Below are 22,574 nucleotides of genomic sequence, written 5' to 3' on the forward strand. Positions count from 1 at the left end.
AACTAGTCTCTCGACGCCTCGGACGCCCAGGGAGGGTCGGCACCGGGGCGCGAAACCGTGATTGCCGCTGCCTTCGCGGCGAACTCGAGCGCTTGTTGCCAATCTTGCTTGCTCATCGCCTTCACCGCGTTCGATGTGATAATGGTCTCCTTCTGCAAAAAGCTCAGCAGAGCCCCGTGCACGGTGTCACCAGCGCCTATCGTGTCGACGACGTCGACGGCCACACCCGGCACCGAGATCTCGTCGTCTGCAGTGAAGACCGAAATTCCGTCGCCGCCACGCGTCATGACAACAGCGGTGACCCCGGCCGCGAGCCAGTCGTCGACGGTGGTCCCCTGCGTTCCCAGCCCCAGCCAGTACGAGTCGTCCTCGGACACCTTGAGGATGTCGATGCTCGGCAGCCACGAGCGGAAACGGTCTCGGAAACCGTCGGCGGTGATGTCGCCGCTGGTGCTGTCGATGGCGGCCGGCCGGATGTTGGGGTCGAGCATCGTCAGCTTGCCCGCCGCCCGCGCCCGATGCAGCAATCCCGCGTACATCGACGCGCCGGGCTCGTAGAGCAGAGACAACGTGCCGAACGAAAGGACGCTGATCTCGTCCGGGAGATCGCCGGGATCTGCCACGAGCCGATCGGCGGTGCCATCGGCATAGAACGAGTATTCGGCGCTGCCGTCCTCGGCGAGGGTGGTCATCGCCAAGGTGGTCGGCTCGTCGCCGCGCTGAACCCACGAGATGTCGACGCCCGCGTCGCGCAGACTCGCCAGGATCTGCTCGCCGAACGAGTCACGCGAGATGCGGGAGAGATACGCCACGGGCGAACCCAATCGACCGATCGCAACGGCGACGTTGAACGGTCCGCCGCCGAGTTTGGGCGACAGCAGCGGCCCCTCGTGCACCGGGACCAGGTCGACCAACGCTTCGCCGCACACCAGAATCGTCACTTCTCGTACCTCATTCCCCAGGTGCCCGACCAGGTTTGCCCCGGCTCGAGCACGATCAGATCGATCTCGGAGTTCAACGCATCGGGTGGGCAGGTCATCGGTTCGATCGCCAACGCCCGCCCTCGGTCGGGATAGGCCTGATCGTTGGCCGGATCGGCGGTGAACACCTGCACCCAGCCGAAACTCGAGTCGGTCCACAACACTGTCGCGGTGCCGTCGGGGCCACGCAGAACATGGTTCGCACGACCGTCGCCGTCGGGCAGCGACGCACTGAACGGGGTGTCCAGCTGCACGCCCTGCAGCGTGCGCGGCTCCCGGAAGTCGTACTCGGTATCGGCCGTCGCAACGGAATTACCCACGGGCAGATTGCGCACCGGATCGAGCGGCAGCCGGGTCCCGGCGGAGAGCTCGAGCGTGCACTCGTCGAGCGGCACATCCCCCACTCGGACGTAGGTGTGGAAACCCATCCCGTACGGCGCGGCCGAAGCACCGGTGTTCTTCGCGGACGCGGTCACGGTGAGACCGTCCGCCGACAGCTCGTGCACCACGGTCACCGTCAACGAGAACGGCCATCCCTCGTGCGTCCCGACGTCCACGCTCTGCTCGACGCGATTGTCGTTGTGGTCGACCAGAGTCCATGCCACCTTGCGGACGAATCCGTGGCTGGCGTTGTTCCGTGAGGGCTCGCTGATCTCCAACCGATGTTCGACGCCTTCGAAGGAGAACGTCCCGTCGGCCGTTCGGTTGGGCCATGGGGCCAACACCAGTCCCGCCGACAGCGGCGGCTTGCTGCCCGCGTCCCAGGTCTCGGTGAGCGCTGCGCCGTCGTACTCGAGAACCCGCAGGCCCGCTCCGACGGCAGCGATGTCTGCCCGATACTTTCCGCTCGTCAACGAGTAGGTCTGTGCGTCAGCCATGACCGCCATTGTTCACCACCACACCCACTCGGTAGCGAATGAATGCCGGAAGCGCCAACGCAGCGATCGAGACACCGATGACGACCAGTACGCCGCCGCCTGCCGCGGCGGCTGCCGTCCCCACCGACGCGGCTGCAGCGCCGTGCAGCACGTCACCGATGCGAGGCCCGCCCGCGACGACGACGATGAAGACACCTTGCAGTCGGCCGCGCATCTCGTCGGTCGCAACGGTTTGCAGCATCGTGCTGCGGAACGCCGCCGAAATCATGTCGGCCCCGCCGCCGAGGGCCAGGAACGCCAGCGCGAACCACAGGGCAACGGCGGTCGCCCCATCGGTGGCTGCGCCTACGGCGACGCCGAACCCGATCATCGCCACGCCCCACACGACGATGCAGATCAGCACCGCCAGGCCTTGCCTGCGCACTCGTGGAAGCCAGCCCGAGAACACTCCACCCACCACCGCGCCCGCGGACATCGCCGCGAACAGCATGCCCAGCACCGGCCCGCCCGACGCCGGATCGCCGAAGCTCTCGTGTGCGATCTGTGGAAAGAGAGCCCTGGGCATACCGAACACCATGGCAATGATGTCGACGACGAAGGATGCCAGCAGCACCTTCTGGGTGGCGAGATAGGCGAAACCGTCGAACACCGAACGTAATCCGGCTCGCTGACCCGACTTCGCCGGCGGAATTCCCGGCAGCCGGATCACGGCCCACAGCGTTGCGAACAGCGCGATGGTGTCGATCAGGTAGAGGGTCTCGAGCCCGATGTAGTAGATCAGGATGCCTGCACTCAGTGGGCCGGCGATCGCACCGAAGTTGAACACCGTCATGTTCAGAGAGTTCGCAGCGGGTAGCTGTTCTGCCGGCAGAATCCTGGGCAGAATCGCGCTGCGGGTCGGCTGATTCACCGCGAAGAATGCCTGCTGAACTGCCAAGAGCACCAGAATGATCCAGACGTTGTTCACGCCGAGGAACGCCTGTAGCCAGAAGAGAGCGGATGTTCCGATCAGACCGCACGTGGTGATCATCAGCAGGGTGCGGCGGTCCATCACATCGGCCAGCGCGCCGCCCCACAGACCGAACACGATGAGCGGCACGAGGGCGAACACACCCGTCAGGCCTACATAGGCAGAGCTCAGCGTGATCTGAAATACCTGTTGCGGCACAGCAACAATGGAGAGTTGAGCACCGATGACGGTGACGATGTTCGCCAGCCACAGCCGACGGTAGGCCGGGGTCTTCAACGGTGTCGTATCGGCAAGAATGCCGCGCAACCCGCTCACGGCTGCAGACGCTCGATCACACCACTTGCCACCGTCAGGCGAATCCTGTTGTGCATGCGGCTGGTTCGGCCCTGCCAGAATTCGACCGTCTCGGGCTCGACACGAAAGCCGCCCCAATTCGGGGGCACCGGTACATCGAGGCCGTCGAACGTTGCGGTGACCTCGGCCAGCTTGGCGGCCAGGTCTTGCCGCGAGCCGACGGGTCGGGACTGCTCGGACGCCCATGCGCCCAGCTGCGAGCCGCGCGGCCTGGTGCGCCAATAGGTTTCGGTGGTCTCGGCGTCGACCTTGACCACCGGACCGCGCACGGTGAGCTGCCGGGCGCTCGCGATCCACGGGAAGGTCACCGACGCGTAGGGATTCACGGCGAGCGCACGGCCCTTGTCCGAGTCGTAATTGGTGTAGAACACCACGCCGTCGGCATCGAGACCCTTGCACAGCACGGTGCGAGTAGCGGGTCTGCCTGCCTCGTCGACCGTCCCCAACACGATGGCGTTGGGCTCGGAAAGAGCTGCCGCCACCGCGTCGGCCAACCACTGCTGTGCCAGCGGGAACCACCCGCCGGCCAGAGCGTCGACATCGAGGTCGTCGGGCTCGCCGTAGTCGACCCGCATGTGCGCCAGGCGCTGTTCATCTGCAGACACGAACCCAGACGCTACTCCCGCGTACATGCTCGCTATGGTTCTGGCACAGTACGCCCGGATGCGGCGCAGAGCCGGGCGCAAACGCGACGAGGGAGTCCACAGGCCATGGCTGTTCAACACGTTCCCGAGGATTTCGTCTCCGGTCTCGAAGGCGTCGTCGCCTTCACCTCCGACATCGCCGAACCCGACAAGGACGGCGGCGCACTGCGCTACCGCGGTGTCGACATCGAAGAACTCGTCGCGCAGAACGTCACCTTCGGCGACGTCTGGGCCCTTCTCGTCGACGGCGAGTTCGGGCGTGGCCTCCCACCGGCCGAGCCCTTCCCCCTACCGATTCACACCGGCGACGTGCGCGTCGACGTCCAGGCCGGCCTGGCGATGCTCGCGCCCATCTGGGGCTACCAGCCGCTGCTCGACATCGACGACACCACCGCCCGCGACAACCTCGCCCGCGCCTCGGTGATGGCCCTGTCCTATGTCGCCCAGTCCGCTCGGGGCATCTACCAGCCCGCCGTCCCACAGAGCCGCATCGATCAGGCTGCGACCGTCACCGAACGCTTCATGGTCCGCTGGAAGGGCGAACCCGACCCCGCTCACGTCGCAGCGATCGACGCGTACTGGGTCTCGGCCGCCGAACACGGCATGAACGCATCGACGTTCACCGCCCGCGTCATCGCCTCGACCGGGGCAGACGTCGCCGCCTGCCTCTCCGGTGCCATCGGCGCGATGTCGGGCCCTCTGCACGGCGGTGCGCCCGCACGCGTGTTGCCGATGATCGAGGAGGTCGAGAAGACCGGCGACGCTCGCGCCCTGATCACCGGCATCCTGGATCGCAAGGAAAAGCTCATGGGCTTCGGGCATCGCGTCTACCGCGCCGAGGACCCCCGCGCCCGCGTGCTGCGCGCTACTGCGAAGCGGCTGAACGCACCTCGCTACGAGGTTGCTGCCGCGCTCGAACAGGCCGCGCTGACCGAACTGCGTGAACGCCGCCCCGACCGCGCCATCGAGACCAACGTCGAATTCTGGGCCGCGGTGATCCTCGACTTCGCCGAGGTGCCGGCCCACATGATGCCTGCCATGTTCACCTGCGGTCGCACCGCAGGCTGGTGCGCTCACATCCTCGAGCAGAAGCGCCTGGGCAAGTTGGTGCGCCCCGCCGCCCTCTACACCGGCCCCGAACCACGCACCCCCGACTCCGTCGACGGCTGGGAGCTGATCCGGTAGTCGAGGAAGCCGTGGCACCCGACTACGCTTGGCTTTCGACTAACCTTCCGGGTGCCATATTCCATCGACGCTAGGACGCGCTACTCCATGGCTGATTTGCCGATCATTCCCGCCGATCTCCTGCCCGCCGACGGACGCTTCGGTTGCGGCCCGTCCAAGGTACGCCCTGAGCAGCTGCAATCCCTGGTCGACGTCGGCGCGTCCGTGTTCGGCACCAGCCACCGGCAGAAGCCCGTCAAGGACGTCGTCGGACGCGTACGCAGTGGCTTGAAGGACCTGTTCTCGCTCCCCGAGGGCTACCAGGTGGTGCTCGGGAACGGTGGCACGACGGCGTTCTGGGACGCCGCTGCGTTCGGACTCATCCGCGAGAAGTCGCTGCACCTCACCAACGGCGAGTTCAGCTCGAAGTTCGCCTCGGTGGCCAAGAACAACCCCTTCATCGGCGATCCGATCGTCGTCAAGGCCGAGCCGGGCAGTGCACCCGAGCCCACCTCCGACCCGTCCGTCGACCTCATCGGTTGGGCCCACAACGAGACGTCCACAGGCGTGGCCATCCCGGTCAGCCGTCCGGCCGGCTCGGAGAACGCCCTCGTCGCGATCGACGCCACCTCCGGTGCCGGCGGTCTTCCAGTGAACGTCGCCGATTCCGACGTCTACTACTTCGCGCCGCAGAAATGCTTCGCCGCCGACGGCGGCCTGTGGGTCGCGCTGATGAGCCCGGCCGCGCTCGCCCGCGTCGACGAGATCGCCTCCAGCGGCCGTTGGGTTCCGGACTTCCTGTCTCTACCCATCGCCGTCGACAACAGCAGCAAGGACCAGACCTACAACACCCCCGCAGTGGCGACACTGCTGCTGTTCGCGGATCAGATCGAGTGGCTCAACGGCAAGGGCGGCCTGGACTGGGCCACTGCGCGCACCGCCGATTCGTCCTCGCGCCTGTACGACTGGGCCGAGAAGAGCGAGTTCGCAACGCCGTTCGTGACCAACCCGGATCACCGCAGCCAGGTTGTCGGAACCATCGACTTCGACGAGAAGGTCGACGCAGCCCAGGTTGCGAAGATCCTGCGCGCCAACGGCGTCGTCGACACCGAGCCCTATCGCAAGCTCGGCCGCAACCAGTTGCGTGTCGGTATGTTCCCCGCAATCGAGCCGGACGACATCACCGCACTGACGAAGAGCATCGACTGGGTCGTCTCCGCGCTGTGAGCTAGTTGCCAGCAAGCTCCCAGCTGGGGTGCTCCCTTCGAGGCATACACTTGCATTCAAGTACGCAAGCGTAACGACCTCGGAGGGAGCGCTCGTATGTTCAGGCTCCTGGCACTCGCGCTGCGGATTCGCGTGACACTGGTCTATTGCGCCCTCGCGGTGGCAGGCACGGTAGCGCTCGGACAGATCGGGCCGCACGATCGCTGGCACGTGCTGCATGCGGCGAGCACCAACCTGCACAATCTGACCGACGGCCACCTTGCCACCCTCGTCACGAGCGTCTTCCTCACCGAGGGTCGGGTGAACTGGCTGTGGCTTGCCGGAGTCGCATTCTTGTTTGCCGTCGCCGAATGGATGTCCGGTTGGCGACGGTTCCTTCTCACGTTCAGCGCCGGCCACATCGGCGCGACGGCACTTGTTGCCGTCGGACTGTTCATCGGCATACGCGTCGATTGGTTTGCCGACTCACTGGCGATGGCAGTCGACGTCGGGGTCAGCTACGCAGCAGCAGCGGTGGCCGGGTCCATGATTCGTTACCTGCCGATGCCGTGGCGGCTGGGCTGGGCCGCACTCTGGATCGCGGTCGTCGCCGTCAGCGGACTATCGAACCTGTCGTTCACCGCCGTCGGACACGCGATCGCCCTGAGCATCGGCCTCGGCCTGGGCGCGTTGTACTTACAGCGGGACGCATCGGTGTTGCGTCACAAGGCAATTGACGCAACATCGGCCGATCGAGTGCACCCGAGCCCGGAGCTGTCTACTCTCTGATGGAGAAACGATCGCCGGCGGAGCGATGCGTGTCGAACACCCACCGAAACCATCGGGTGAACTAGGGTCGAATTCGACGGTATCGCGAGCCGGCGCGATGAGGAGGTCACAGTGCGAGACTTACACGTGGTGGGTCTCGAGGCCGACGGAAAGTTCGTCGTGTGCGCAGATCCCAAGACCGGCGACAGATTCCGGCTTCCGGCCGACGACAAACTCCGCGCGGCCTCTCGCGGCGACATCGCTCGACTAGGACAGATTGAGATCGAAATGGACAGCTTGCTTCGGCCGAAGGAAATTCAGGCTCGAATTCGGAGTGGAGCGACCATCGAACAGGTCGCCGCCGATTCCGGAATGGCCATCAGCCGCGTCGAGGTGTTCGCTCACCCCGTTCTGCTGGAGCGCTCGCAGGCCGCATCGATGGCTCAGGCCGGTCATCCGCTGCGCCACGACGGACCCGCTGTCCAGACTCTGCTCGACATCGTTACCCTCGCCTTCCGCGCTCGTGGCCACAATCTCGACGACGCCGAGTGGGACGCGTGGCGCGACGAGGACAACAAGTGGGTCGCACAGCTTAAGTGGCAGGCGGGACGCACCACCAACAAGGCGCACTGGCAGTTCCTGCCCGACGGGCACGGCGGCACCATCGCGCCGCTCGACGACACCGCACACGAATTGATCGATCCCGACTTCGGACGCCAACTGCGTGGCCTGGCTCCGGTACGCGCCCTCGCTCCCGCAGCGGCAGACGACGAGGCCTCGCAGCAGAGCTTCGACGAGTACTACGGAACCACCTCGGACAGCGAACTGGACGCCGAGACCGTCGAGCTCGAGGCCGACGAGACCCCCGCACCCGAAGTCGATCAGCCGCGCGAGCCGGTGGCCAGAGACCCCAAGCCCGCACCCAAGGCTGCACCCGGTCACGGCGGTAAGGACAAACGCGGCAAACCGGCCATGCCGTCCTGGGAAGACGTCTTGCTCGGCGTCCGTAGCAGCGGTCACAACTGACTTCTTCCATGACCGATTTACCGCTCGGTGACAAATTGCCGACGCTCACGCCGTAGGCTTCCGACGAAGCTTACGGAGAGAGAGGTGCCGGCAGTGGGGGCCAAAGCGTCAACGATCTGGTACGTGGACACACCGGATCCGATTTCTGTCCTCCGAGAGGCGACCACCTCGGACTGGAATGCTGCAACGGCCCTCGTCGGCCGCCTGTACCCCCATCTGACCGCTGTGCCCCTCGCCCAGGGTCCGATATCGACATCGGCAGGTGTGGACGACGATCACGTCTTCATCGGCTGCTATCCAGGCGTGACCGTGGTGTGCGGGTCCAATATCTCGGTACCGACACCGTCGACGCTTCCCGAATCCTTCACTCGCCCTCTGGCATCCGAGCACACCTACCTCGTCGCATCGGATCCCCAGCACGCGTGGGGCGCGTTCGCGTACTGGGAACGCGGTGAATTTCGGCGATCGTTCAGCGCTACTCCGGTGTACATCTACGAGGACGCGGGCCTGCCGCTGGTGTGGGAGCGGTCGTTCTGGGCCGGTGAGCATCCGCTGATCTATCCCCCCGGAGTGATGCCGGATCCTCAATCGCTGCCGTTTCACCCGCAGGAATTCGCCGAGGCCGCCAACGCCCAGTGGCTCGGATTCCGCTACACCGGTGCCCCGCACCCCGGTGAATTCGATCCGGCCACACTGCCGGTCTGCGGCTTCACGATGTACGTTCCCGGGCAGGAGCCACCGCCGCCGAACCAGCAGAGCCGAGGCTCGAACGGTTCGAGTGGCCAGGCTCCCGTGCCGGACGCCTCGGACCAGACGGCACCGCGACCGAAGAAGCGTTGGTTCTCGCGCAAATAGATGCCTCGCCCTTCCAGGGTGGGCACCATTGCACGCTACGACCGCTGATCGACGGGTTTCCGCCGCTCGTCGCCGGTAGTGCGCAACCGTGCCCGCTCCGGGTGCCCGGCGAACTTCAGAAGGCCAGGGCCGCCAGTGCGACGAAGCTCAGTAGCGCGCCGGCGCTCGCACCGTAGACGGCCCAGCGCCAGATCGGGATTGCGAGCCACCGCAGGACCGTCGGGGCTGCGCCTGCCACGACGATGATGTTCAAGCCGATCGCGAGCAGCGGTTGAATTCTGGCCAGTTCCAGGCCGAATGCCGTCAGTGCGACTGCCACCAGTGTCGCCGAGATCAAGGCGATCGGAAGACCGGTCCAGCGAACGCCAGGGTCGCGATCGGTCACGTCAGACGCACCCGTTCGTAGAATCCCATTGCCGCCGCTGTCGCGACGTTGAGTGAATCCGTGCCCGGTGCCATCGGAATGCGAGCGCGAATGTCCGTGGCACGCATGGCATGTTCGGTCAGACCCGGGCCCTCTGCGCCGAGCAGCAATGCGACCTTCTCCCCCGTCATCGCCGTCGCCAGCGAAACGGCCTCGGGATTGGGCGTCAGTGAGATCAGCTGAAAACCATGCGCGCGAACACTATCGAGGCCACGCGGCCACTCGGGCACCTTGGCGAAGGGCACACGCAGCACATGCCCCATCGACACCCGTACCGACCGCCGGTACAGCGGATCCGCGCACGCGGCACCGAACAGCACAGCATCGACGCCGAGGCCGGCCGCATTCCGGAACATCGACCCGAGATTCTCGTGGTCGTTGACGCCCTCGAGAATCGCCACCGTTTTCGCGCCGACCAGCACCTCGTCCAGATCGAGGGCCGGCGGCCTGTTCGCCGCCGCCAACACTCCACGATTGAGATGGAAGCCGACGACCTCGGCCATCACCTCGGCCGAGGTTCGATAGAACGGAACATCCGATTCGGCAAGGTCGTCGCGCAACGCGTCGAGCCGTCGATCCACGCCGAGCAGGCTGATCATCGGAAAACGCGAGGTCAACAGGCGCTGCGCAACCAGCACCCCCTCGGCGATCACCAAGCCCTTGCCCTCGGGCAGATCGGGCCGCCTGTCCGAGGAGTTGAGGTCGCGGAAATCGTCCAGCCGGGGGTCGAGAGGATCGTCGACATCGATTACATGAACCACCTGCTCATCTTGTCACCCGGCATTTCTGGCAGTCCCTCGGCGAAGGCCTACTTCTGTATGGAAAAGTAAAGAGCGATGACTACCGACGAATCGATCACCATCCGCACCGCCTCCGACCACGACTGGGATGCCGTCGCGCTACTCGACGCCCACGCGTTCGGCGAGCACCAGAACGCCGAGGATCTTGCCGAGACGCAGATCCTGACCAAGTCCGAGCACGTGTACCTGGCATGGGACGGCGAGACCCCGGTGGGTGTCGCCATGCACTTCCCGATGTCGGTGACCGTTCCAGGCGGCGCGCAGGTCGAGGCGTCGGGAGTCTCCTGGGTGTCGGTCGCACCGACGCATCGCCGACGCGGCATACTGCGATCGATGTTCACCCAGCAGCACCGGGCTCTGAACGACGCGGGTGCGCCGCTGTCTCTGCTGACGGCCAGCGAGGCGACGATCTACGGACGCTTCGGGTACGGGCCGGTGACCGAGGAAATCAGCGTCTCGATCGACCGTCGGTTCGCTCAGTTTCGCAAGGATGCTCCCCCGGCGACGGGTGTGCGGCTGATCGAATCGGCCGAGGCCAACGAACTGCTCCCGGACATCTACCACCGGTGGCAGCAGCAGACCGCAGGCGCGCAGCCCAAGCCGCCGATCCGCTGGGAGCGCTTTTTCGCCGATCGCGAGAACCGACGCGGCGGACTGACCGCACTGTTCTTCATCGTCCATGCCGACGGGTACGTCGCCTACCGCCGCGGGCGCAACCCCAGCCGAGTGGTGGTGGAGGAATTCATCTCCGTGACCGACGACGCGTACGCCGCGCTGTGGCAGATCCTGGTGGGAGTCGACCTGGTCGACACCATCGAAGTCCGGCAGGCACGGGACGAAGCACTGCCGTTCCTGCTGACCAACAACCGGCTACCGAAGGTCACGGCTCACCACGACGCTCTGTGGGCCCGCATCATGCACGTCGAGGCAGCGCTGGAGGCGCGTACCTACGCTCTCGACACGTCGCTGATCATCGCCGTCCGAGATCCGTTCCTCGAAGCGGGCGGTACCTATTCGTTCACCGTGACCGATGGCACAGCGACCTGCACCCGAGTGGAATCCGAACCGGACATCGAACTCGACATCGATGTGCTCGCCAGCATCTACTTCGGCACCCACCGGGCTCGATTGTTCGCCGCGGCCAACCGCCTCACGGCCCGCAACGAGGAATCTCTGCACGCGCTGGACCTGACGTTCGGAACTGCGCGCCCGGCCGTCATGGGCTGGGGTTTCTAGCGCGAGCTGATCGGCTTGTCGAGCGCGGTCGCCGAGCCGCCCTGCATCCGAAGGGCGGCGCACAGCGTCACCGCGAGCAGCACGGCCATGTAGGCGATGAATTCGACACTGCCGTGACTGCTCGTGGCGTGGTAGATCAACGGTGCCGTGCCCCCGAAGAGAGAGTTCGCCACGGCGTAACCGAAGCCGACGCCCAGGGCTCGGATGTGCGGGGGAAACACTTCCGCCTTGGCGATGCCGTTCACGGACAGGTAGCACGTGAGGACGAGAAACGCGCTCACCAGGATGACGAGGACAGCAAGTGGGGATGCGAGATGTGCGACCGCCGGCACCAACGCCCCGGTTGCGGGTATCCCCAGCGCCCCGAATACGACGAGCAGGGGCTTTCTGCCGATGCGGTCGCTCAGTGCACCACCGACCGGCTGCAGCACCATGAGCACCACAAAAGCAGCGAGCACGAGGCCGGTAGCGATGAGCTCTCCCCTGGCCCCGCCCGCGGCGAAGAACGTCTCGCGAACGATCGAAGGAACCGTGACGGTGTAGGTGTAGAACGCCGCGCTACCGCCCGCGGTCAGCAGGAACACCCACATCAGCGGACGCCAGTGATCGCGAAACAGCGCTCCCATCTTGGCGTCCCGGTCTGCCAGGGGTGCCGTCGGTTCTCGCGGGGCACGATCGAGCCCGCGCGCCCACCACAGCGACGCCAGGCCGGCCGCGCCTCCCGCGGCGAACGCAAGGCGAAAGCCCCACTCGGAGATTGCCGCTCGATCTGTGCTCGCGAGCAGCACGAGTAGAGACGTCTGCGCGAGCACGAGGCCGCCGACGATGGTCGCGGCCTGGAACGAGGCGAAGAATCCGCGATGACCGCGCGTGCCCGACTCGGAGAGCAACACCGTCGCCGCCGCGTATTCGCCGCCGGTTGCGATGCCTTGGACGATGCTCACGACCGCGAGGATCACCGCCGCCCAGGCACCGATCTCGTGGACCGTGGGAGTGACCGCCAGAGCAACCGATCCGGCCGACATCAGCGTGACTGCTGCGACGAGCGCGAACTGTCGGCCTCGCACGTCCGCGAGCCTGCCGAACAACCACGAGCCGAGCGGGCGTACGACGAAGGTCAATGCGAAGAGTCCGTAGACGTACACGAGTGAGTTCGTCGAGGCCGGATCGAAGAACTCCGTCCGAAAGTACGGCGCGAATGTCGCGTAGAGATACAGGTTGAACCACTGCACGAGGTTCGGCACCGAGCCCGCCAGAATGACGCGCACTTGCGTACGACGGCCGGGGCCGGCTGCCGGGTCGGTGCGATTCACGAGCTGAAAGTACCCGAACGCGTGCGTTCACGCAGGTGAGCCGCTCAACCCGCCAGACCGTGAGTGAATGCGAAGTGCACGGCCTGAGCCCGGTCACGTAGTTGCGCCTTGGCGAACAGATGATTGATGTGAGTCTTGACCGTCGCCTCGCTGACGAACATCTGCTGAGCGATCTCCCGATTCGAAAGGCCCGCAGCGATCGCGCGCAGGACGTCCACCTCGCGAGGCGTCAGCCCGGCCGGGATCTGCTGCGCGCGAGGCGCTTCGATCGCTCCGAGCAATCGCGCCTGGACCTCCGGGTTCAGCACCGCCTGCCCAGCTGCGGCCGCTCGCAATGCCGCCGCGATCTCGACCCGTCCGGCGTCCTTGGTGAGATATCCGCGTGCGCCTGCGCCGAGTGCATCGAGTATCGAGCGTTCGTCCGAGAAGGTCGTCAACACCACGACGGGTAGATCCGGAAAGAGCCCCTTCAGGATTCGCGTCGCCTCGATCCCGTCGGTCCCCGGCATCCGCAGATCCATCAGCACCACGTCGAGGTGATCCGCGCTCATCGCCGCAGTCACCTCGGTGACCGCGCTCGCTCCGTCGGCAGCGGTCGCAACCACGGTGATGTCCTCGATCAGGTCCAACATCGTGGCCAGCGCCTCGCGCACCGACGCCTGATCGTCGGCGATCACTATCCGCATGCTCATGCTCTCGTTTCCGTATCCGGTTCGGCGCGGTTGTGCAGAGGTACTTCGGCACGCACGACCCAGCCTGGCCCGTCGGGACCGGCAGTGACCGCCCCGCCCACGAGGGCAGCGCGCTCGCGCATTCCGACAAGCCCCATTCCTGTGCTCTCCACTCTGTCCGGTGGGGACGGGGCCGGGCCGTTCGCGATCGTCAGCTCCACTTTCTCGTCACCGAACCGAAGCACCACGTCCACTGCGGCACCGGGAGCATGGGTGCGCGCATTGGTCAGCGCTTCCTGCGCGCACCGAACCATGAACTGTGCCTGCGGAGTATCGAGATCGCGAGCCGTGCCGTCGACACGGAAGCTCGCGTCCTCGCCCACGAGAGCGGCCAACGTCGGCACGAGGGGTAGCGCATCCTGACGCAAAGTCTGCACGGCACGGCGGGTCTCGGTGAGTCCTTCCCGAACGAGGCTCTGCGCCTTGCCCAGTGCCGCTCTGGCCTCCTCGGCACGGCCGGCGTCGAGCAACGCGTCGGCGACTTCGAGTTGCATGTTGACCCCGGACAGCGAGTGCGCGAGAACGTCGTGAATGTCGCGGGCGATGCGGGCTCGCTCGGCCAGGGCATGCTCGCGGAGTTCGGCATCGGTGGCGCGGCGCGCATTACGCAGCGCGTCCAGCCGACTGCGCCGTGAGTACCCGATCAGCACCGGCCAACCCGCGAACAACCCTGCTGCCCAGGGCCATCCGTCGACACCATTGTGCTCGGCGATCCACAGTGAGGTTGCGCACGCCACGCTGAGCGAGATCGCGAACGGGAACGAGATCGACGGCCTGAATCGCCACCCTGCATGTCCCGCAATCAGAAACGGAAAGATGGTCGACGCCGTAGCTCCCCCGAGGGGCAGCATCGTTGCAGACGCGACCAGTGCGACACCCGCACCGACCAGAGACGAACGCGGACCGACGAACCGCCGCGGAATCGCCGATGCCAGTAGCAGGGCACTGTTGACGACGAGCAGCGCGAGCAGAAGCGGATTGCTCAGGTCCGATGTGGCGAAGGCCGCGACGATCACGACGGCCGCGACATACGGCCGGCTCGACAGCCTGAGGCTGTCGAGCGTGGGCAACCGTACGTCGGGGTTGGGTGCCGATGTCACCGAATCTTCGCTCCGCCGCCGCGAACCCGATTGTGCATGTCGGTCAGCGTAGGCGACGTGGTGTGGTGACCGGATTTGTCGGCGCGCCAGACGATGGTGGCGTCGGAGTGCATGGCGCGGTAGAGAACGGCGATCGACTCGGCGAGGAATCCGATGCCCACGGCCAGCATCGTGGCCTGACCGGCGACGGACGCCGCAGTCGGATCGATGGCGCTCTCCACCGGAATGAGCAGCACGCGGATGGCGATGGCGGCGATCCACAGGCCGATCGAGGCGACCGAGTACCGCATCCAGGCCGTCCCGTCCCGCTCGGAGATTCTGACGGTGTAGCCGCGGATCACCCCGAAGCCCACGCCGACGATGCAGCCGAGGAGGAGGAACCCGATAGCTGTGGCCGACAGGTCCGTCGAGTTCAGCGATGCCAACCCGACGAGGGCCAGAATCGCCGGCAGCACCAGCATGCGCCGGGCTTCCATGAGCTGGCCGGTCATGCGCCGCACCAGCAGATATCCGACCAGAAGGACTACGAGAGCAATCGTTGCGATGTTCATGGCAGTAACGCTACGAACATCGCGATGGTGGCGAATCGACCCACGGGTGGAGATCGGGTGGAGAACGACAGTCATGACTTTTGTCATGGCTGGACCGTGACGGTGTCACCTCAGGTCATGATGCGCTGCACTGTTTTCGGTGGTCCGGGCGCAGCAGACTCGTAGTCATGAAGCAACCAGACGAAGGAAATCTGTTCACCGATCTGATGGAGCTCGGACCGGCTCCGACGATGGCGCGTGAGATCGTCGTCATCGTCATCAGTCTCGCGATTGTCGCCGTGTTGTTCGCGATCGTCGGTACGTCGCTTCCGGCGTTCGTCGCACTCGGCGTCATCGTCGCCTTCATGGGCGTCCGGTTCGTCATCGGGCTGCGCCAGTGGGGAAAGCAATCATGACCATCATCGATGTCGACGGGATGACTCGTCGCTACGGCTCGGGCAAGAACGCGTACGAGGCAGTCCAGGCTCTCGATCTGCATATCGCCGAGGGTGAGCTGTTCGGATTGCTGGGTACCAACGGTGCCGGCAAGACCTCGACTCTCGAAGTGATTCAGGGTCTTTCGCGGCCCAGCAAGGGCACGGTGCGGATCATGGGAATGGATCCTGTGGCCGATCGCCGTAAGGTGCGCCCGGCGCTGGGCATCATGTTGCAGAAGGGTGGCCTGCCACAGGATCTGACGACCGCCGAGAGTCTACGGATGTGGGCCGGCACCTGCAGCGATCCGTTGCCGGTGACCGAGGTGCTCGGTCGAGTCGACCTGGCCGATCGCGCCGATACTCGGGTGAAGTTTCTCTCCGGCGGCGAGCAGCGAAGGCTGGACCTCGCCTGCGCGATCATCAGCCGTCCGCGAATCCTGTTCCTGGACGAGCCGACCACCGGTCTCGATCCCGAAAGTCGCCGCAACACATGGCGGTTGATTCAGGAGCTGAAGAACTCCGGCGTGACGATCATGTTGACGACGCACTATCTGGACGAGGCCGAGTCGCTGTGCGATCGACTCGCGATCATGCACCGCGGCAAGGTTGTTCGCAGTGGCACCGTGGACGAGGTGGTCGCCGACCATCCGGCGAAGATCGAGTTGAAGGCTCCCGGCACGGCGCTGCCGTCCCTGCCGGGCACGTCCATGGACGTCTCGGGTGACACGATCTCGATCCAGACGTCCTCGGTACAGGACACGCTCACCGACCTGCTCGTGTGGGCCCGCACCAATGGAGTCATTCTCCACGGCCTGGACGCCCGAGCGGCGTCGCTGGAGACCGTGTTCCTTTCCATCGCAGATGAATTCGACAATTCGGACTTCACAGACCAGAAGGTGATGAGCGCATGAGCACGATGACCGCCCTGTCGCGAGCAGAGTTCACGCTGCTCGGACGCAACCGAGTACTGCTGTTCAACGCGGTCGTCATGCCGTTGATCTTCCCCGTCGTGCTGCTGATCGTCGGCAGTCGGGGCGACGACGGACTGACCGACACCGGCGTCGGCGCCGCGCTCGAGATCTTCGCCCTGTTCCTGTTGGTGTTCATGGTCTACTACAACATGCTCTCGATCTACGCCACACGTCGAGACGAGTTGGTGCTCAAGCGACTTCGTACCGGGGAGAGCTCGGACGTTCAGATTCTGCTCGGCCCGGCAATACCCTCACTGATCCTCACCGTCGCACTCGGTCTGATCGTCGGCGCCGTGGTGTTGGCCTTCGGCGGCCCGGTTCCCACCAATGCTCTGCTCGTCGCCGTTGCCCTTCTCGGCGGAGCGGCCCTGTTCGCCGCGCTGGCGTTGATCACCTCTGCCTTCACCCGCAACGCCGAGGCGGCGCAGATCACCAGCCTCCCGGTGATCCTGATCGCCATGGCCGGTTCGTCGCTGCTGCGCGACGTTCTTCCGGATTCGCTCAGCAAGGTCATCGAACTGACTCCGATGGCGGCCGTGTCGGACCTGTTGAATCTGGGCTGGTTCGGTACCACCACGCCCGGCGACGCGTCGATCGGATTCGCCGGCACGTTCGGCGAGGCAGCAATGCCTCTCGCGGTGATGCTCGCCTGGATCGTCGGGAGCGTACTGATCGCCCGCACGCACTTTCGGTGGGAACCGCGGTCCTAGATCACACCTCCATCGATCGTCTGCAAGGCTGGAGATCATGAAGCTGTACGACTACCTCAATCCACTGCACGGCTGGAACGACAGCAGTGCAGTGGACAAGGTACGCGTCTACACCCGCCAGTCGTTCCTGCTGATCACTGTCGGTGTCGCCGGCGGCGCCATGCTGACAACGCTTCAGTACGACGACTACCTATCGACGGCGGCGGCAGCGGTGTGTGCCGCCGCTGCTTTCGTAGTTGTGCAGCGCACCCCCGAGCTCGGCGGCGAGTCGACGGCCCACCCACGAATCCCGCTGGCGGTCATGGCCATCGCCGCGGTGGTGCTGGTTGCCGGAGGGACCACGAGCAACGCACTGTGGGCCGCCGTACTCGTCACCACTGCGGTCGCGACCCTGATTCCGCTGCGATGGTCCCTGGCCGCGGCAGTGGCGGCCGCTGCGCTTGCGGCGGCTCTGGGAACCCCGGCAGTGGAAACTCTGATACTCGGCATCTTCATCGCCTTCATGGCGTTCACCGTCCAACTGTCGGCGTGGTTGCTGCGCATCGTCACCGAACTCGACGCCACCCGCGACGCCGCCGCCGCGCTCTCGGTTGCCGAGGAACGTCTGCGATTCTCGCGAGATCTGCACGACGTCGTCGGACGCGCGCTCTCGGCCATCGCGGTCAAGAGCGAACTCGCCGCGACGCTGGCTCGTCGGGGGGACGAGCGTGCGGCCGGCCAGATGGACGAGGTTCGCATTCTGGCCCAGGAATCGATGGCCGACGCCAGAAAGCTGGTTCGGGGCTACCGATCGGTCGATGTGGCGTCGGAACTCGACGGAGCTCGATCGCTGCTGTCCGCCGCAGGCATCTCCACCGAACTGGTCGGCGAGACCTCGGTCCTGTCCGAGCGTGCGGCCGAGGCGGCCGCCTGGGTGGTCCGCGAGGGAGTGACGAACATTCTGCGACATTCCGCGGCCACCTACTGCCGGATCGAGCTGACCGACAACAGCATTCGGCTGATCAACGATCATCCGCAACCATCGACCGGCCGCGACGACGGCACCGGCCTGAGCGGCCTGCGCGAAAGGTTGGTCGCAGTCGGAGGCACCGTGACGGCGGAGAAGACCAGCGACGACTTCACCCTCACGGCGATGTTGCCGACATCGCCCCAGAACCCGAGGACCACACCATGATCCGAGTCCTGTTGGCCGACGACGAAAATCTGATTCGATCGGCGCTGGCGACCATGCTCGATCTCGAGGACGATATCGAGATCGTCGGTCAAGCCGACTCCGGCGAGACGGCACTGACTGTGGCGGCCACCCTCGCACCCGACGTGGCGGTGCTGGACTTGCAGATGGGCGGGATCGACGGCATCGAGACGGCCCAGAAGATTGCCGAGACACTGCCCGCCTGTGCGTCGATCATCGTCACCAGCCACGGTCGACCGGGCTACCTGAAGAAGGCACTGGAGGCAGGAGTGCGGGGGTTCCTGCCGAAGACCACCTCGGCCGCCACCCTGGCGGAGGTGGTGCGCACCGTGCACGGCGGCGGGCGCTACGTCGATCCGACGCTCGCCGCTGAAGCCATCGGGGCCGGGGACTCACCGCTCACACCGCGTGAGGCCGATGTGCTCGAGTTCGCCGCCGACGGCGCATCGATCGCGGAGATCGCACAGCGCGCGCATCTGTCGCCGGGGACCACTCGTAACTACCTGTCTGCGGCGGCCGCCAAGCTCGGGGCGGCGAACCGGCACGAGGCCTGCGCACTGGCCCGGCGTCACGGCTGGATCTGACGAGCGTCAGACCTTGCTTCCGACGGCCACCGTGTCGAGGGTGGGCAGGCGGTGACCGTCGGCGGGCCGCACCACGGTGATCCGCAAGTTGTTGTGCCGCAGCAGATACACGGCAGCGAACAGCCCCGTGGCCAGTGAGATGACCCCGCCGAACACGAGCGGTGCGCGTGGATCGAGGACGTCGGCGAGCCAGCCGAGCACCGGGCTGCCCAGCGGGGTTCCGCCCAGGAAGCACAGCATGTAGATGCCCATCACGCGTCCGCGCATGTCGGACGGTACCGACATCTGCAGAATGTTCATCGCCGACGTCGTGAACGTCAGCGTCAGTGCGCCGGTGGGCACCAACAGTATTGCCACCAGAACGTAATTGGGCATCAACCCCACAAGTAACTCGAAAAGCCCGAACGCGATGACGGCACCGATGAACAGCCGTAATCGCGGGGCCGTGGCGCGCCGGGCCGCCAGGGTCGCTCCCGCCAACGTGCCGACCGCGAGGGTGGTCGAGAGCAATCCGTACGCGTCGGCACCACTGCCGAACGTGTTGCGCGCCAACACCGACAGGCTCAGGGGGAAGTTGAGACCGAACGTCGAGACCATGAACACCGTCGCCAGCAGCACGCGCAGGTCTCCCCGCCCCCAGACATACCGAAAGCCCTCCCGCACCTGTCCTTTGGCCCTCGGTGCCGGTTCGACGCGGAAGAGCTGACCGACGTTCATCGCCACCAGGGCAGCGAACACCGCCGCGAACGACACCGCGTTGATCAGGAACACCCAACCGGTACCGACGAGGGTGATCAGCACCCCCGACACTGCCGGCCCGACGATCCGCGCCATGTTGAAGGTCATCGAGTTCAATGCGATCGCGTTGGAAAGAGTTTCTTTGCCGACCATCTCGATGGTGAACGATTGCCGTACCGGCGCGTCGATGGCGGACGAGCAACCGAGGATGAACGCGATGACATAGACGTGCCACAGCTCGACCATGTTGCCGACGTCGAGCACGCCGAGCACCAGACCACAGACTGCGGCGAACACCTGGGTGATCATGAGGAGCTTGCGCTTGTCGTACCGGTCTGCGAGAACTCCACCCCAGACCGAGAGAAACAGCGTCGGCCCGAATTGAAGGGCCATGACGATGCCGACGGCGAAGCCGTTGCCGCCGGACAGCGTCAGTACGAGCCAGTCCTGGGCAACCCGCTGCATCCACGTTCCGACCAGCGAGACGATCTGCCCCGACGCCCACAATCGGTAGTTGCGAGTCTTCAGAGCAGCAAACATCGACGAACCGGACGTAGAGGAAGCAGGGGCCACCATTCAGATAATAAACCTAGGTAACTACTCGGAGTCGCTCACCAGGGCACCGATGATGTTCACCGCGTCACGCAGAATGTCGAGCTGCTCGGCCGTGAGGCCCGCGAGCTGCGCGGTCATCCACGCCTCACGCGCACTCGCCTCGTCGGCAATCAGCTCCTGGCCGGCAGGTGAGAGCGAGACGATCACCTGGCGTCCATCGGTGGGGTGCGGCGTGCGCACCACGAGGCCGAGTTCGGCCAACGACGCGATCACCCGCGTCATCGACGGCGGCTGCACCCTCTCCCGCGCAGCCAACGCACCGGGCGTCATGTCGCCCTCCCGGCTCAGCGTGGCCAGAGCGGACAGCTGAGTCAGCGATACTTGCGAGTCCACTCGCCTACCCCGAAGGTGACGAGTCAACCTCACCACCGCAAGCGACAGATCGCTTGCCAATTCCCGATTGTCTTTAACTATGTTTCCCGACGTCACAGCGCAGAGAATACGCCCTGGTACCGACCGCGCGTCATGTAACCGCCTCGGTGATGGGTCCGACCGCGAAATATGCAACAAACAGCAGTGCAACAATCCACAACAGGGGATGTACCGACTTGGCACGGCCGGAACCGACCGCAAGCACGACCCAGGTGATGAAACCGACGCCGATCCCGTTGGCGATCGAGTACGTGAACGGCATCACCACGATGGTCAAGAACGCGGGCAGCGCGTAGTCGAAGCGCTTGAAGTCGATATCGAGTACCTGCCCGATCATCAGCGCACCCACCACGACCAGCGCCGGAGCGGCCGCTTCGATCGGGACGACGGCCGTGAGCGGAGTGAAGAACATGGCCAGCAGGAACAGCAATCCGGTGACCACGTTGGCCAGCCCGGTGCGGGCACCCTCGGCGATTCCGGACGCCGATTCCACGAACACGGTGTTCGACGACGCCGACGCACCGCCACCGACGATCGCTCCGGCACCCTCGACCACCAGAGCCTTACCGATGTTCGGCAGTTTCCCGTCCTTGTCCAGATTCGCTTCTTTGCCCAAGCCGGTCATCGTGCCCATCGCGTCGAAGAAGTTCGCGAGCACGAGCGTGAACACCAGCAGGCTTGCGGCCAGTACGCCGATGCGAGTGAACGCTCCGAAGAGGTCGACGTTGCCGACCAGCGACAGATCGGGAGACTGCACCAACTGGCTCGGCAACTGCGGCACCGACAGATTCCAGCCCTTGGGGTCGACGCCGTTGGAGGGCCCCACATCGGTGACGGCCTCGACGATCGCCGCGAAGATCGTCGTGACGACGATGCCGATCAGCAGTCCGCCGCGGATCTTGCGCACCACGAGTACACCCATCAGCAGCAGCCCGAACACGAAGATGACCGTCGGCCACGACGCGATCGACCCGTCGATGCCGAGCCCGACGGGAACCGTCGTACCTGCGGCGTCGGGGATACGGCGCACGAAGCCGGAGTCGACCAGCCCGATGAATGCGATGAACGCGCCGATACCGGCGGCGATCGCTGCTTTCAGCTCCGCCGGGATCGCGTTGAAGACTGCCGTGCGGAATCCGGTGACGGCAAGCAGCACGATGATGATGCCGTCGATGACCACCAGCCCCATCGCCTCGGGCCACGTCACCTGCGGTGCGATGGTCACGGCGAGCAACGTGTTGATGCCGAGGCCCGCCGCGATCCCGAAGGGGTAGTTCGCGATGATGCCGAAGGCGATGCTCATGAACCCGGCCACCAGCGCTGTCACGGCGGCAACCTGGGCCACCGGCAGGATATTGCCGAGCACGTCGGTCTTGGCAGCTGCGTCGTCGGCGGAGAAACTACCGAGGATCAACGGATTCAGTACGACGATGTAGGCCATGGCCACGAAGGTGACCACGCCTCCCCGCACCTCGGACCCCACCGTCGAGCCGCGCTCGGTGATCTTGAAGTAGTTGTCGAGTAGCCGCGACGACAATTGCATGAGCGAACGATAAAGCACACCGCGAGACTTGGGGAAATATGGTGGCGTAGCGTGATTTTGTGGCCGACCTCCCCCAGATCCCGCGCAGCCTCACAGATCCGGTGCCGGTGCTGGCGATCGGCATACTCGGCTGGATCGTCGCGCTGGTGGTGTTCACTGCCACCGGAGACCGCACCGACGACGCACTCGCAACATGTTGGTCCGGGCTGGCGGTGGGTGCCGTAGGCTTCGGAATCTTCCTGATACAGAGAGCGGCGTCACGTCGAGGAAGCAGAACGGCCCAACGCGGCCTCGATTGAGACCAGCATCACGTTAGCTCGATCACCACACCGCCCCTGACGTGGGCAAACTAACCCCTCAGCCGGTTGAGTAACACAAAGTTAACGTGGACCATGGGTTATGTCAGTTCAGATAACCTCTCGATCCACGAAAG

Annotated in this window: 25 protein-coding genes; 12 read left to right on the forward strand and 13 right to left on the reverse strand. The window is 65.4% G+C overall.

Features of this window, described 5'->3' with window-relative positions:
• Window positions 1-2: 2 nt before the first annotated feature.
• The 4 genes from O4220_RS14465 to pdxH are packed head-to-tail and all read right to left on the reverse strand — an operon-like array spanning window position 3 to window position 3,814.
• Window positions 3-941, reverse strand: coding sequence for a carbohydrate kinase family protein (locus tag O4220_RS14465; RefSeq protein ID WP_269605286.1), 939 nt, complete (start codon window positions 939-941; stop codon window positions 3-5).
• Complete coding sequence (locus tag O4220_RS14470) at window positions 938-1,867, reverse strand: aldose 1-epimerase family protein (RefSeq protein ID WP_269605289.1); 930 nt, start codon at window positions 1,865-1,867, stop codon at window positions 938-940. The genes O4220_RS14465 and O4220_RS14470 overlap by 4 nt, the downstream gene beginning before the upstream one ends.
• Window positions 1,851-3,134 (reverse strand): MFS transporter, encoded by a 1,284-nt coding sequence (locus O4220_RS14475; RefSeq protein WP_269605427.1) that lies wholly within the window; start codon window positions 3,132-3,134, stop codon window positions 1,851-1,853. The genes O4220_RS14470 and O4220_RS14475 overlap by 17 nt, the downstream gene beginning before the upstream one ends.
• Window positions 3,135-3,139: 5 nt before the next feature.
• Window positions 3,140-3,814 carry a pyridoxamine 5'-phosphate oxidase gene (gene pdxH / locus O4220_RS14480; RefSeq protein ID WP_420030389.1) on the reverse strand — a complete coding sequence of 225 codons (675 nt, stop codon included), beginning with the start codon at window positions 3,812-3,814 and terminating at the stop codon, window positions 3,140-3,142.
• Between the two features lie 78 nt (window positions 3,815-3,892).
• On the opposite strand from pdxH, the gene O4220_RS14485 reads away from it, so the two are divergent.
• The 5 genes from O4220_RS14485 (at window position 3,893) to O4220_RS14505 (ending at window position 8,845) form a co-directional block, all read left to right on the forward strand.
• Window positions 3,893-5,011, forward strand: a complete 1,119-nt coding sequence (locus O4220_RS14485; RefSeq protein ID WP_269605291.1) for a citrate synthase 2 — start codon at window positions 3,893-3,895, stop codon at window positions 5,009-5,011.
• Window positions 5,012-5,098: 87 nt separating this feature from the next.
• Window positions 5,099-6,217 (forward strand): phosphoserine transaminase, encoded by a 1,119-nt coding sequence (gene serC, locus O4220_RS14490; protein WP_269605293.1) that lies wholly within the window; start codon window positions 5,099-5,101, stop codon window positions 6,215-6,217.
• A 96-nt stretch (window positions 6,218-6,313) separates the two neighbouring features.
• Window positions 6,314-6,985 carry a rhomboid-like protein gene (locus O4220_RS14495; RefSeq protein WP_269605294.1) on the forward strand — a complete coding sequence of 224 codons (672 nt, stop codon included), beginning with the start codon at window positions 6,314-6,316 and terminating at the stop codon, window positions 6,983-6,985.
• A 111-nt stretch (window positions 6,986-7,096) separates the two neighbouring features.
• On the forward strand, window positions 7,097-7,990 hold the full coding sequence (sepH, locus tag O4220_RS14500) for a septation protein SepH (protein ID WP_269605295.1): 894 nt from the start codon (window positions 7,097-7,099) through the stop codon (window positions 7,988-7,990).
• 84 nt (window positions 7,991-8,074) lie between these two features.
• Window positions 8,075-8,845, forward strand: coding sequence for a DUF6928 family protein (locus O4220_RS14505; RefSeq protein WP_420030390.1), 771 nt, complete (start codon window positions 8,075-8,077; stop codon window positions 8,843-8,845).
• Window positions 8,846-8,960: 115 nt separating this feature from the next.
• Here O4220_RS14505 and O4220_RS14510 read toward each other — a convergent pair whose 3' ends face one another.
• Entirely contained in the window at window positions 8,961-9,230 is a 270-nt protein-coding gene (locus O4220_RS14510) for a DUF2537 domain-containing protein (RefSeq protein ID WP_269605296.1), read from the reverse strand.
• A complete protein-coding gene (locus tag O4220_RS14515) occupies window positions 9,227-10,030 on the reverse strand; it encodes a TrmH family RNA methyltransferase (protein ID WP_269605297.1) in 804 nt (267 codons plus the stop codon). The genes O4220_RS14510 and O4220_RS14515 overlap by 4 nt, the downstream gene beginning before the upstream one ends.
• 75 nt (window positions 10,031-10,105) lie before the next feature.
• Here O4220_RS14515 and O4220_RS14520 point away from each other — a divergent pair, with 75 nt between their 5' ends.
• Entirely contained in the window at window positions 10,106-11,305 is a 1,200-nt protein-coding gene (locus O4220_RS14520; RefSeq protein ID WP_269605298.1) for a GNAT family N-acetyltransferase, read from the forward strand.
• On the opposite strand, the gene O4220_RS14525 is transcribed toward O4220_RS14520, so the two are convergent.
• The 4 genes from O4220_RS14525 to O4220_RS14540 are packed head-to-tail and all read right to left on the reverse strand — an operon-like array spanning window position 11,302 to window position 15,000.
• Window positions 11,302-12,618 carry an MFS transporter gene (locus O4220_RS14525; RefSeq protein WP_269605299.1) on the reverse strand — a complete coding sequence of 439 codons (1,317 nt, stop codon included), beginning with the start codon at window positions 12,616-12,618 and terminating at the stop codon, window positions 11,302-11,304. The genes O4220_RS14520 and O4220_RS14525 overlap by 4 nt on opposite strands.
• A gap of 44 nt (window positions 12,619-12,662) precedes the next feature.
• Window positions 12,663-13,310, reverse strand: a complete 648-nt coding sequence (locus O4220_RS14530; RefSeq protein ID WP_269605301.1) for a response regulator — start codon at window positions 13,308-13,310, stop codon at window positions 12,663-12,665.
• Window positions 13,307-14,449 carry a sensor histidine kinase gene (locus O4220_RS14535; RefSeq protein ID WP_269605304.1) on the reverse strand — a complete coding sequence of 381 codons (1,143 nt, stop codon included), beginning with the start codon at window positions 14,447-14,449 and terminating at the stop codon, window positions 13,307-13,309. Before O4220_RS14535 ends, O4220_RS14530 begins: the two co-directional genes overlap by 4 nt.
• Entirely contained in the window at window positions 14,446-15,000 is a 555-nt protein-coding gene (locus O4220_RS14540; RefSeq protein WP_037154973.1) for a CcdC protein domain-containing protein, read from the reverse strand. The genes O4220_RS14535 and O4220_RS14540 overlap by 4 nt, the downstream gene beginning before the upstream one ends.
• A 167-nt stretch (window positions 15,001-15,167) precedes the next feature.
• Here O4220_RS14540 and O4220_RS14545 point away from each other — a divergent pair, with 167 nt between their 5' ends.
• The 5 genes from O4220_RS14545 to O4220_RS14565 are packed head-to-tail and all read left to right on the forward strand — an operon-like array spanning window position 15,168 to window position 18,873.
• The gene (locus tag O4220_RS14545) at window positions 15,168-15,395 is read left to right on the forward strand and encodes a hypothetical protein (protein ID WP_080739160.1); all 228 of its coding nucleotides are present in this window, start codon (window positions 15,168-15,170) and stop codon (window positions 15,393-15,395) included.
• Window positions 15,392-16,327, forward strand: a complete 936-nt coding sequence (locus tag O4220_RS14550; RefSeq protein WP_269605312.1) for an ABC transporter ATP-binding protein — start codon at window positions 15,392-15,394, stop codon at window positions 16,325-16,327. The genes O4220_RS14545 and O4220_RS14550 overlap by 4 nt, the downstream gene beginning before the upstream one ends.
• Window positions 16,324-17,097, forward strand: coding sequence for an ABC transporter permease (locus O4220_RS14555; RefSeq protein WP_269605314.1), 774 nt, complete (start codon window positions 16,324-16,326; stop codon window positions 17,095-17,097). Before O4220_RS14550 ends, O4220_RS14555 begins: the two co-directional genes overlap by 4 nt.
• A 37-nt stretch (window positions 17,098-17,134) precedes the next feature.
• Window positions 17,135-18,271 carry a sensor histidine kinase gene (locus tag O4220_RS14560; RefSeq protein ID WP_269605316.1) on the forward strand — a complete coding sequence of 379 codons (1,137 nt, stop codon included), beginning with the start codon at window positions 17,135-17,137 and terminating at the stop codon, window positions 18,269-18,271.
• Complete coding sequence (locus tag O4220_RS14565) at window positions 18,268-18,873, forward strand: response regulator transcription factor (RefSeq protein ID WP_032377416.1); 606 nt, start codon at window positions 18,268-18,270, stop codon at window positions 18,871-18,873. The genes O4220_RS14560 and O4220_RS14565 overlap by 4 nt, the downstream gene beginning before the upstream one ends.
• Window positions 18,874-18,879: 6 nt before the next feature.
• Here the strand turns inward: O4220_RS14565 and O4220_RS14570 are convergent, their stop codons facing one another.
• Genes O4220_RS14570 through O4220_RS14580 form a run of 3 tightly spaced genes read right to left on the reverse strand, consistent with a single transcriptional unit; the run spans window position 18,880 to window position 22,141 of the window.
• The gene (locus O4220_RS14570) at window positions 18,880-20,151 is read right to left on the reverse strand and encodes an MFS transporter (RefSeq protein WP_269605319.1); all 1,272 of its coding nucleotides are present in this window, start codon (window positions 20,149-20,151) and stop codon (window positions 18,880-18,882) included.
• Between the two features lie 57 nt (window positions 20,152-20,208).
• Window positions 20,209-20,640, reverse strand: coding sequence for a MarR family winged helix-turn-helix transcriptional regulator (locus O4220_RS14575; protein ID WP_269605434.1), 432 nt, complete (start codon window positions 20,638-20,640; stop codon window positions 20,209-20,211).
• Window positions 20,641-20,689: 49 nt separating this feature from the next.
• On the reverse strand, window positions 20,690-22,141 hold the full coding sequence (locus O4220_RS14580; protein WP_269605321.1) for an NCS2 family permease: 1,452 nt from the start codon (window positions 22,139-22,141) through the stop codon (window positions 20,690-20,692).
• A 59-nt stretch (window positions 22,142-22,200) separates the two neighbouring features.
• On the opposite strand from O4220_RS14580, the gene O4220_RS14585 reads away from it, so the two are divergent.
• Complete coding sequence (locus tag O4220_RS14585; RefSeq protein ID WP_269605323.1) at window positions 22,201-22,440, forward strand: DUF2530 domain-containing protein; 240 nt, start codon at window positions 22,201-22,203, stop codon at window positions 22,438-22,440.
• Window positions 22,441-22,574 lie beyond the last annotated feature (134 nt).

It is taken from the genome of Rhodococcus ruber, assembly GCF_027270735.1.
Taxonomy (GTDB): Bacteria; Actinomycetota; Actinomycetes; order Mycobacteriales; family Mycobacteriaceae; genus Rhodococcoides; species Rhodococcoides rubrum_A.

What these genes read in the sequence shown, in the direction of transcription:
- O4220_RS14485 (WP_269605291.1), top strand. Translation starts at nt 3,893, where the DNA reads ATGGCTGTTCAACACGTTCCCGAGGATTTCGTCTCCGGTCTCGAAGGC.
- O4220_RS14565 (WP_032377416.1), top strand. Translation starts at nt 18,268, where the DNA reads ATGATCCGAGTCCTGTTGGCCGACGACGAAAATCTGATTCGATCGGCG.
- O4220_RS14520 (WP_269605298.1), top strand. Translation starts at nt 10,106, where the DNA reads ATGACTACCGACGAATCGATCACCATCCGCACCGCCTCCGACCACGAC.
- O4220_RS14495 (WP_269605294.1), top strand. Translation starts at nt 6,314, where the DNA reads ATGTTCAGGCTCCTGGCACTCGCGCTGCGGATTCGCGTGACACTGGTC.
- O4220_RS14570 (WP_269605319.1), bottom strand. Translation starts at nt 20,151, where the DNA reads ATGTTTGCTGCTCTGAAGACTCGCAACTACCGATTGTGGGCGTCGGGG.
- O4220_RS14545 (WP_080739160.1), top strand. Translation starts at nt 15,168, where the DNA reads ATGAAGCAACCAGACGAAGGAAATCTGTTCACCGATCTGATGGAGCTC.
- pdxH (WP_420030389.1), bottom strand. Translation starts at nt 3,814, where the DNA reads ATGTACGCGGGAGTAGCGTCTGGGTTCGTGTCTGCAGATGAACAGCGC.
- O4220_RS14530 (WP_269605301.1), bottom strand. Translation starts at nt 13,310, where the DNA reads ATGAGCATGCGGATAGTGATCGCCGACGATCAGGCGTCGGTGCGCGAG.
- serC (WP_269605293.1), top strand. Translation starts at nt 5,099, where the DNA reads ATGGCTGATTTGCCGATCATTCCCGCCGATCTCCTGCCCGCCGACGGA.
- O4220_RS14540 (WP_037154973.1), bottom strand. Translation starts at nt 15,000, where the DNA reads ATGAACATCGCAACGATTGCTCTCGTAGTCCTTCTGGTCGGATATCTG.
- O4220_RS14580 (WP_269605321.1), bottom strand. Translation starts at nt 22,141, where the DNA reads ATGCAATTGTCGTCGCGGCTACTCGACAACTACTTCAAGATCACCGAG.
- O4220_RS14550 (WP_269605312.1), top strand. Translation starts at nt 15,392, where the DNA reads ATGACCATCATCGATGTCGACGGGATGACTCGTCGCTACGGCTCGGGC.
- O4220_RS14470 (WP_269605289.1), bottom strand. Translation starts at nt 1,867, where the DNA reads ATGGCGGTCATGGCTGACGCACAGACCTACTCGTTGACGAGCGGAAAG.
- O4220_RS14560 (WP_269605316.1), top strand. Translation starts at nt 17,135, where the DNA reads ATGAAGCTGTACGACTACCTCAATCCACTGCACGGCTGGAACGACAGC.
- O4220_RS14555 (WP_269605314.1), top strand. Translation starts at nt 16,324, where the DNA reads ATGAGCACGATGACCGCCCTGTCGCGAGCAGAGTTCACGCTGCTCGGA.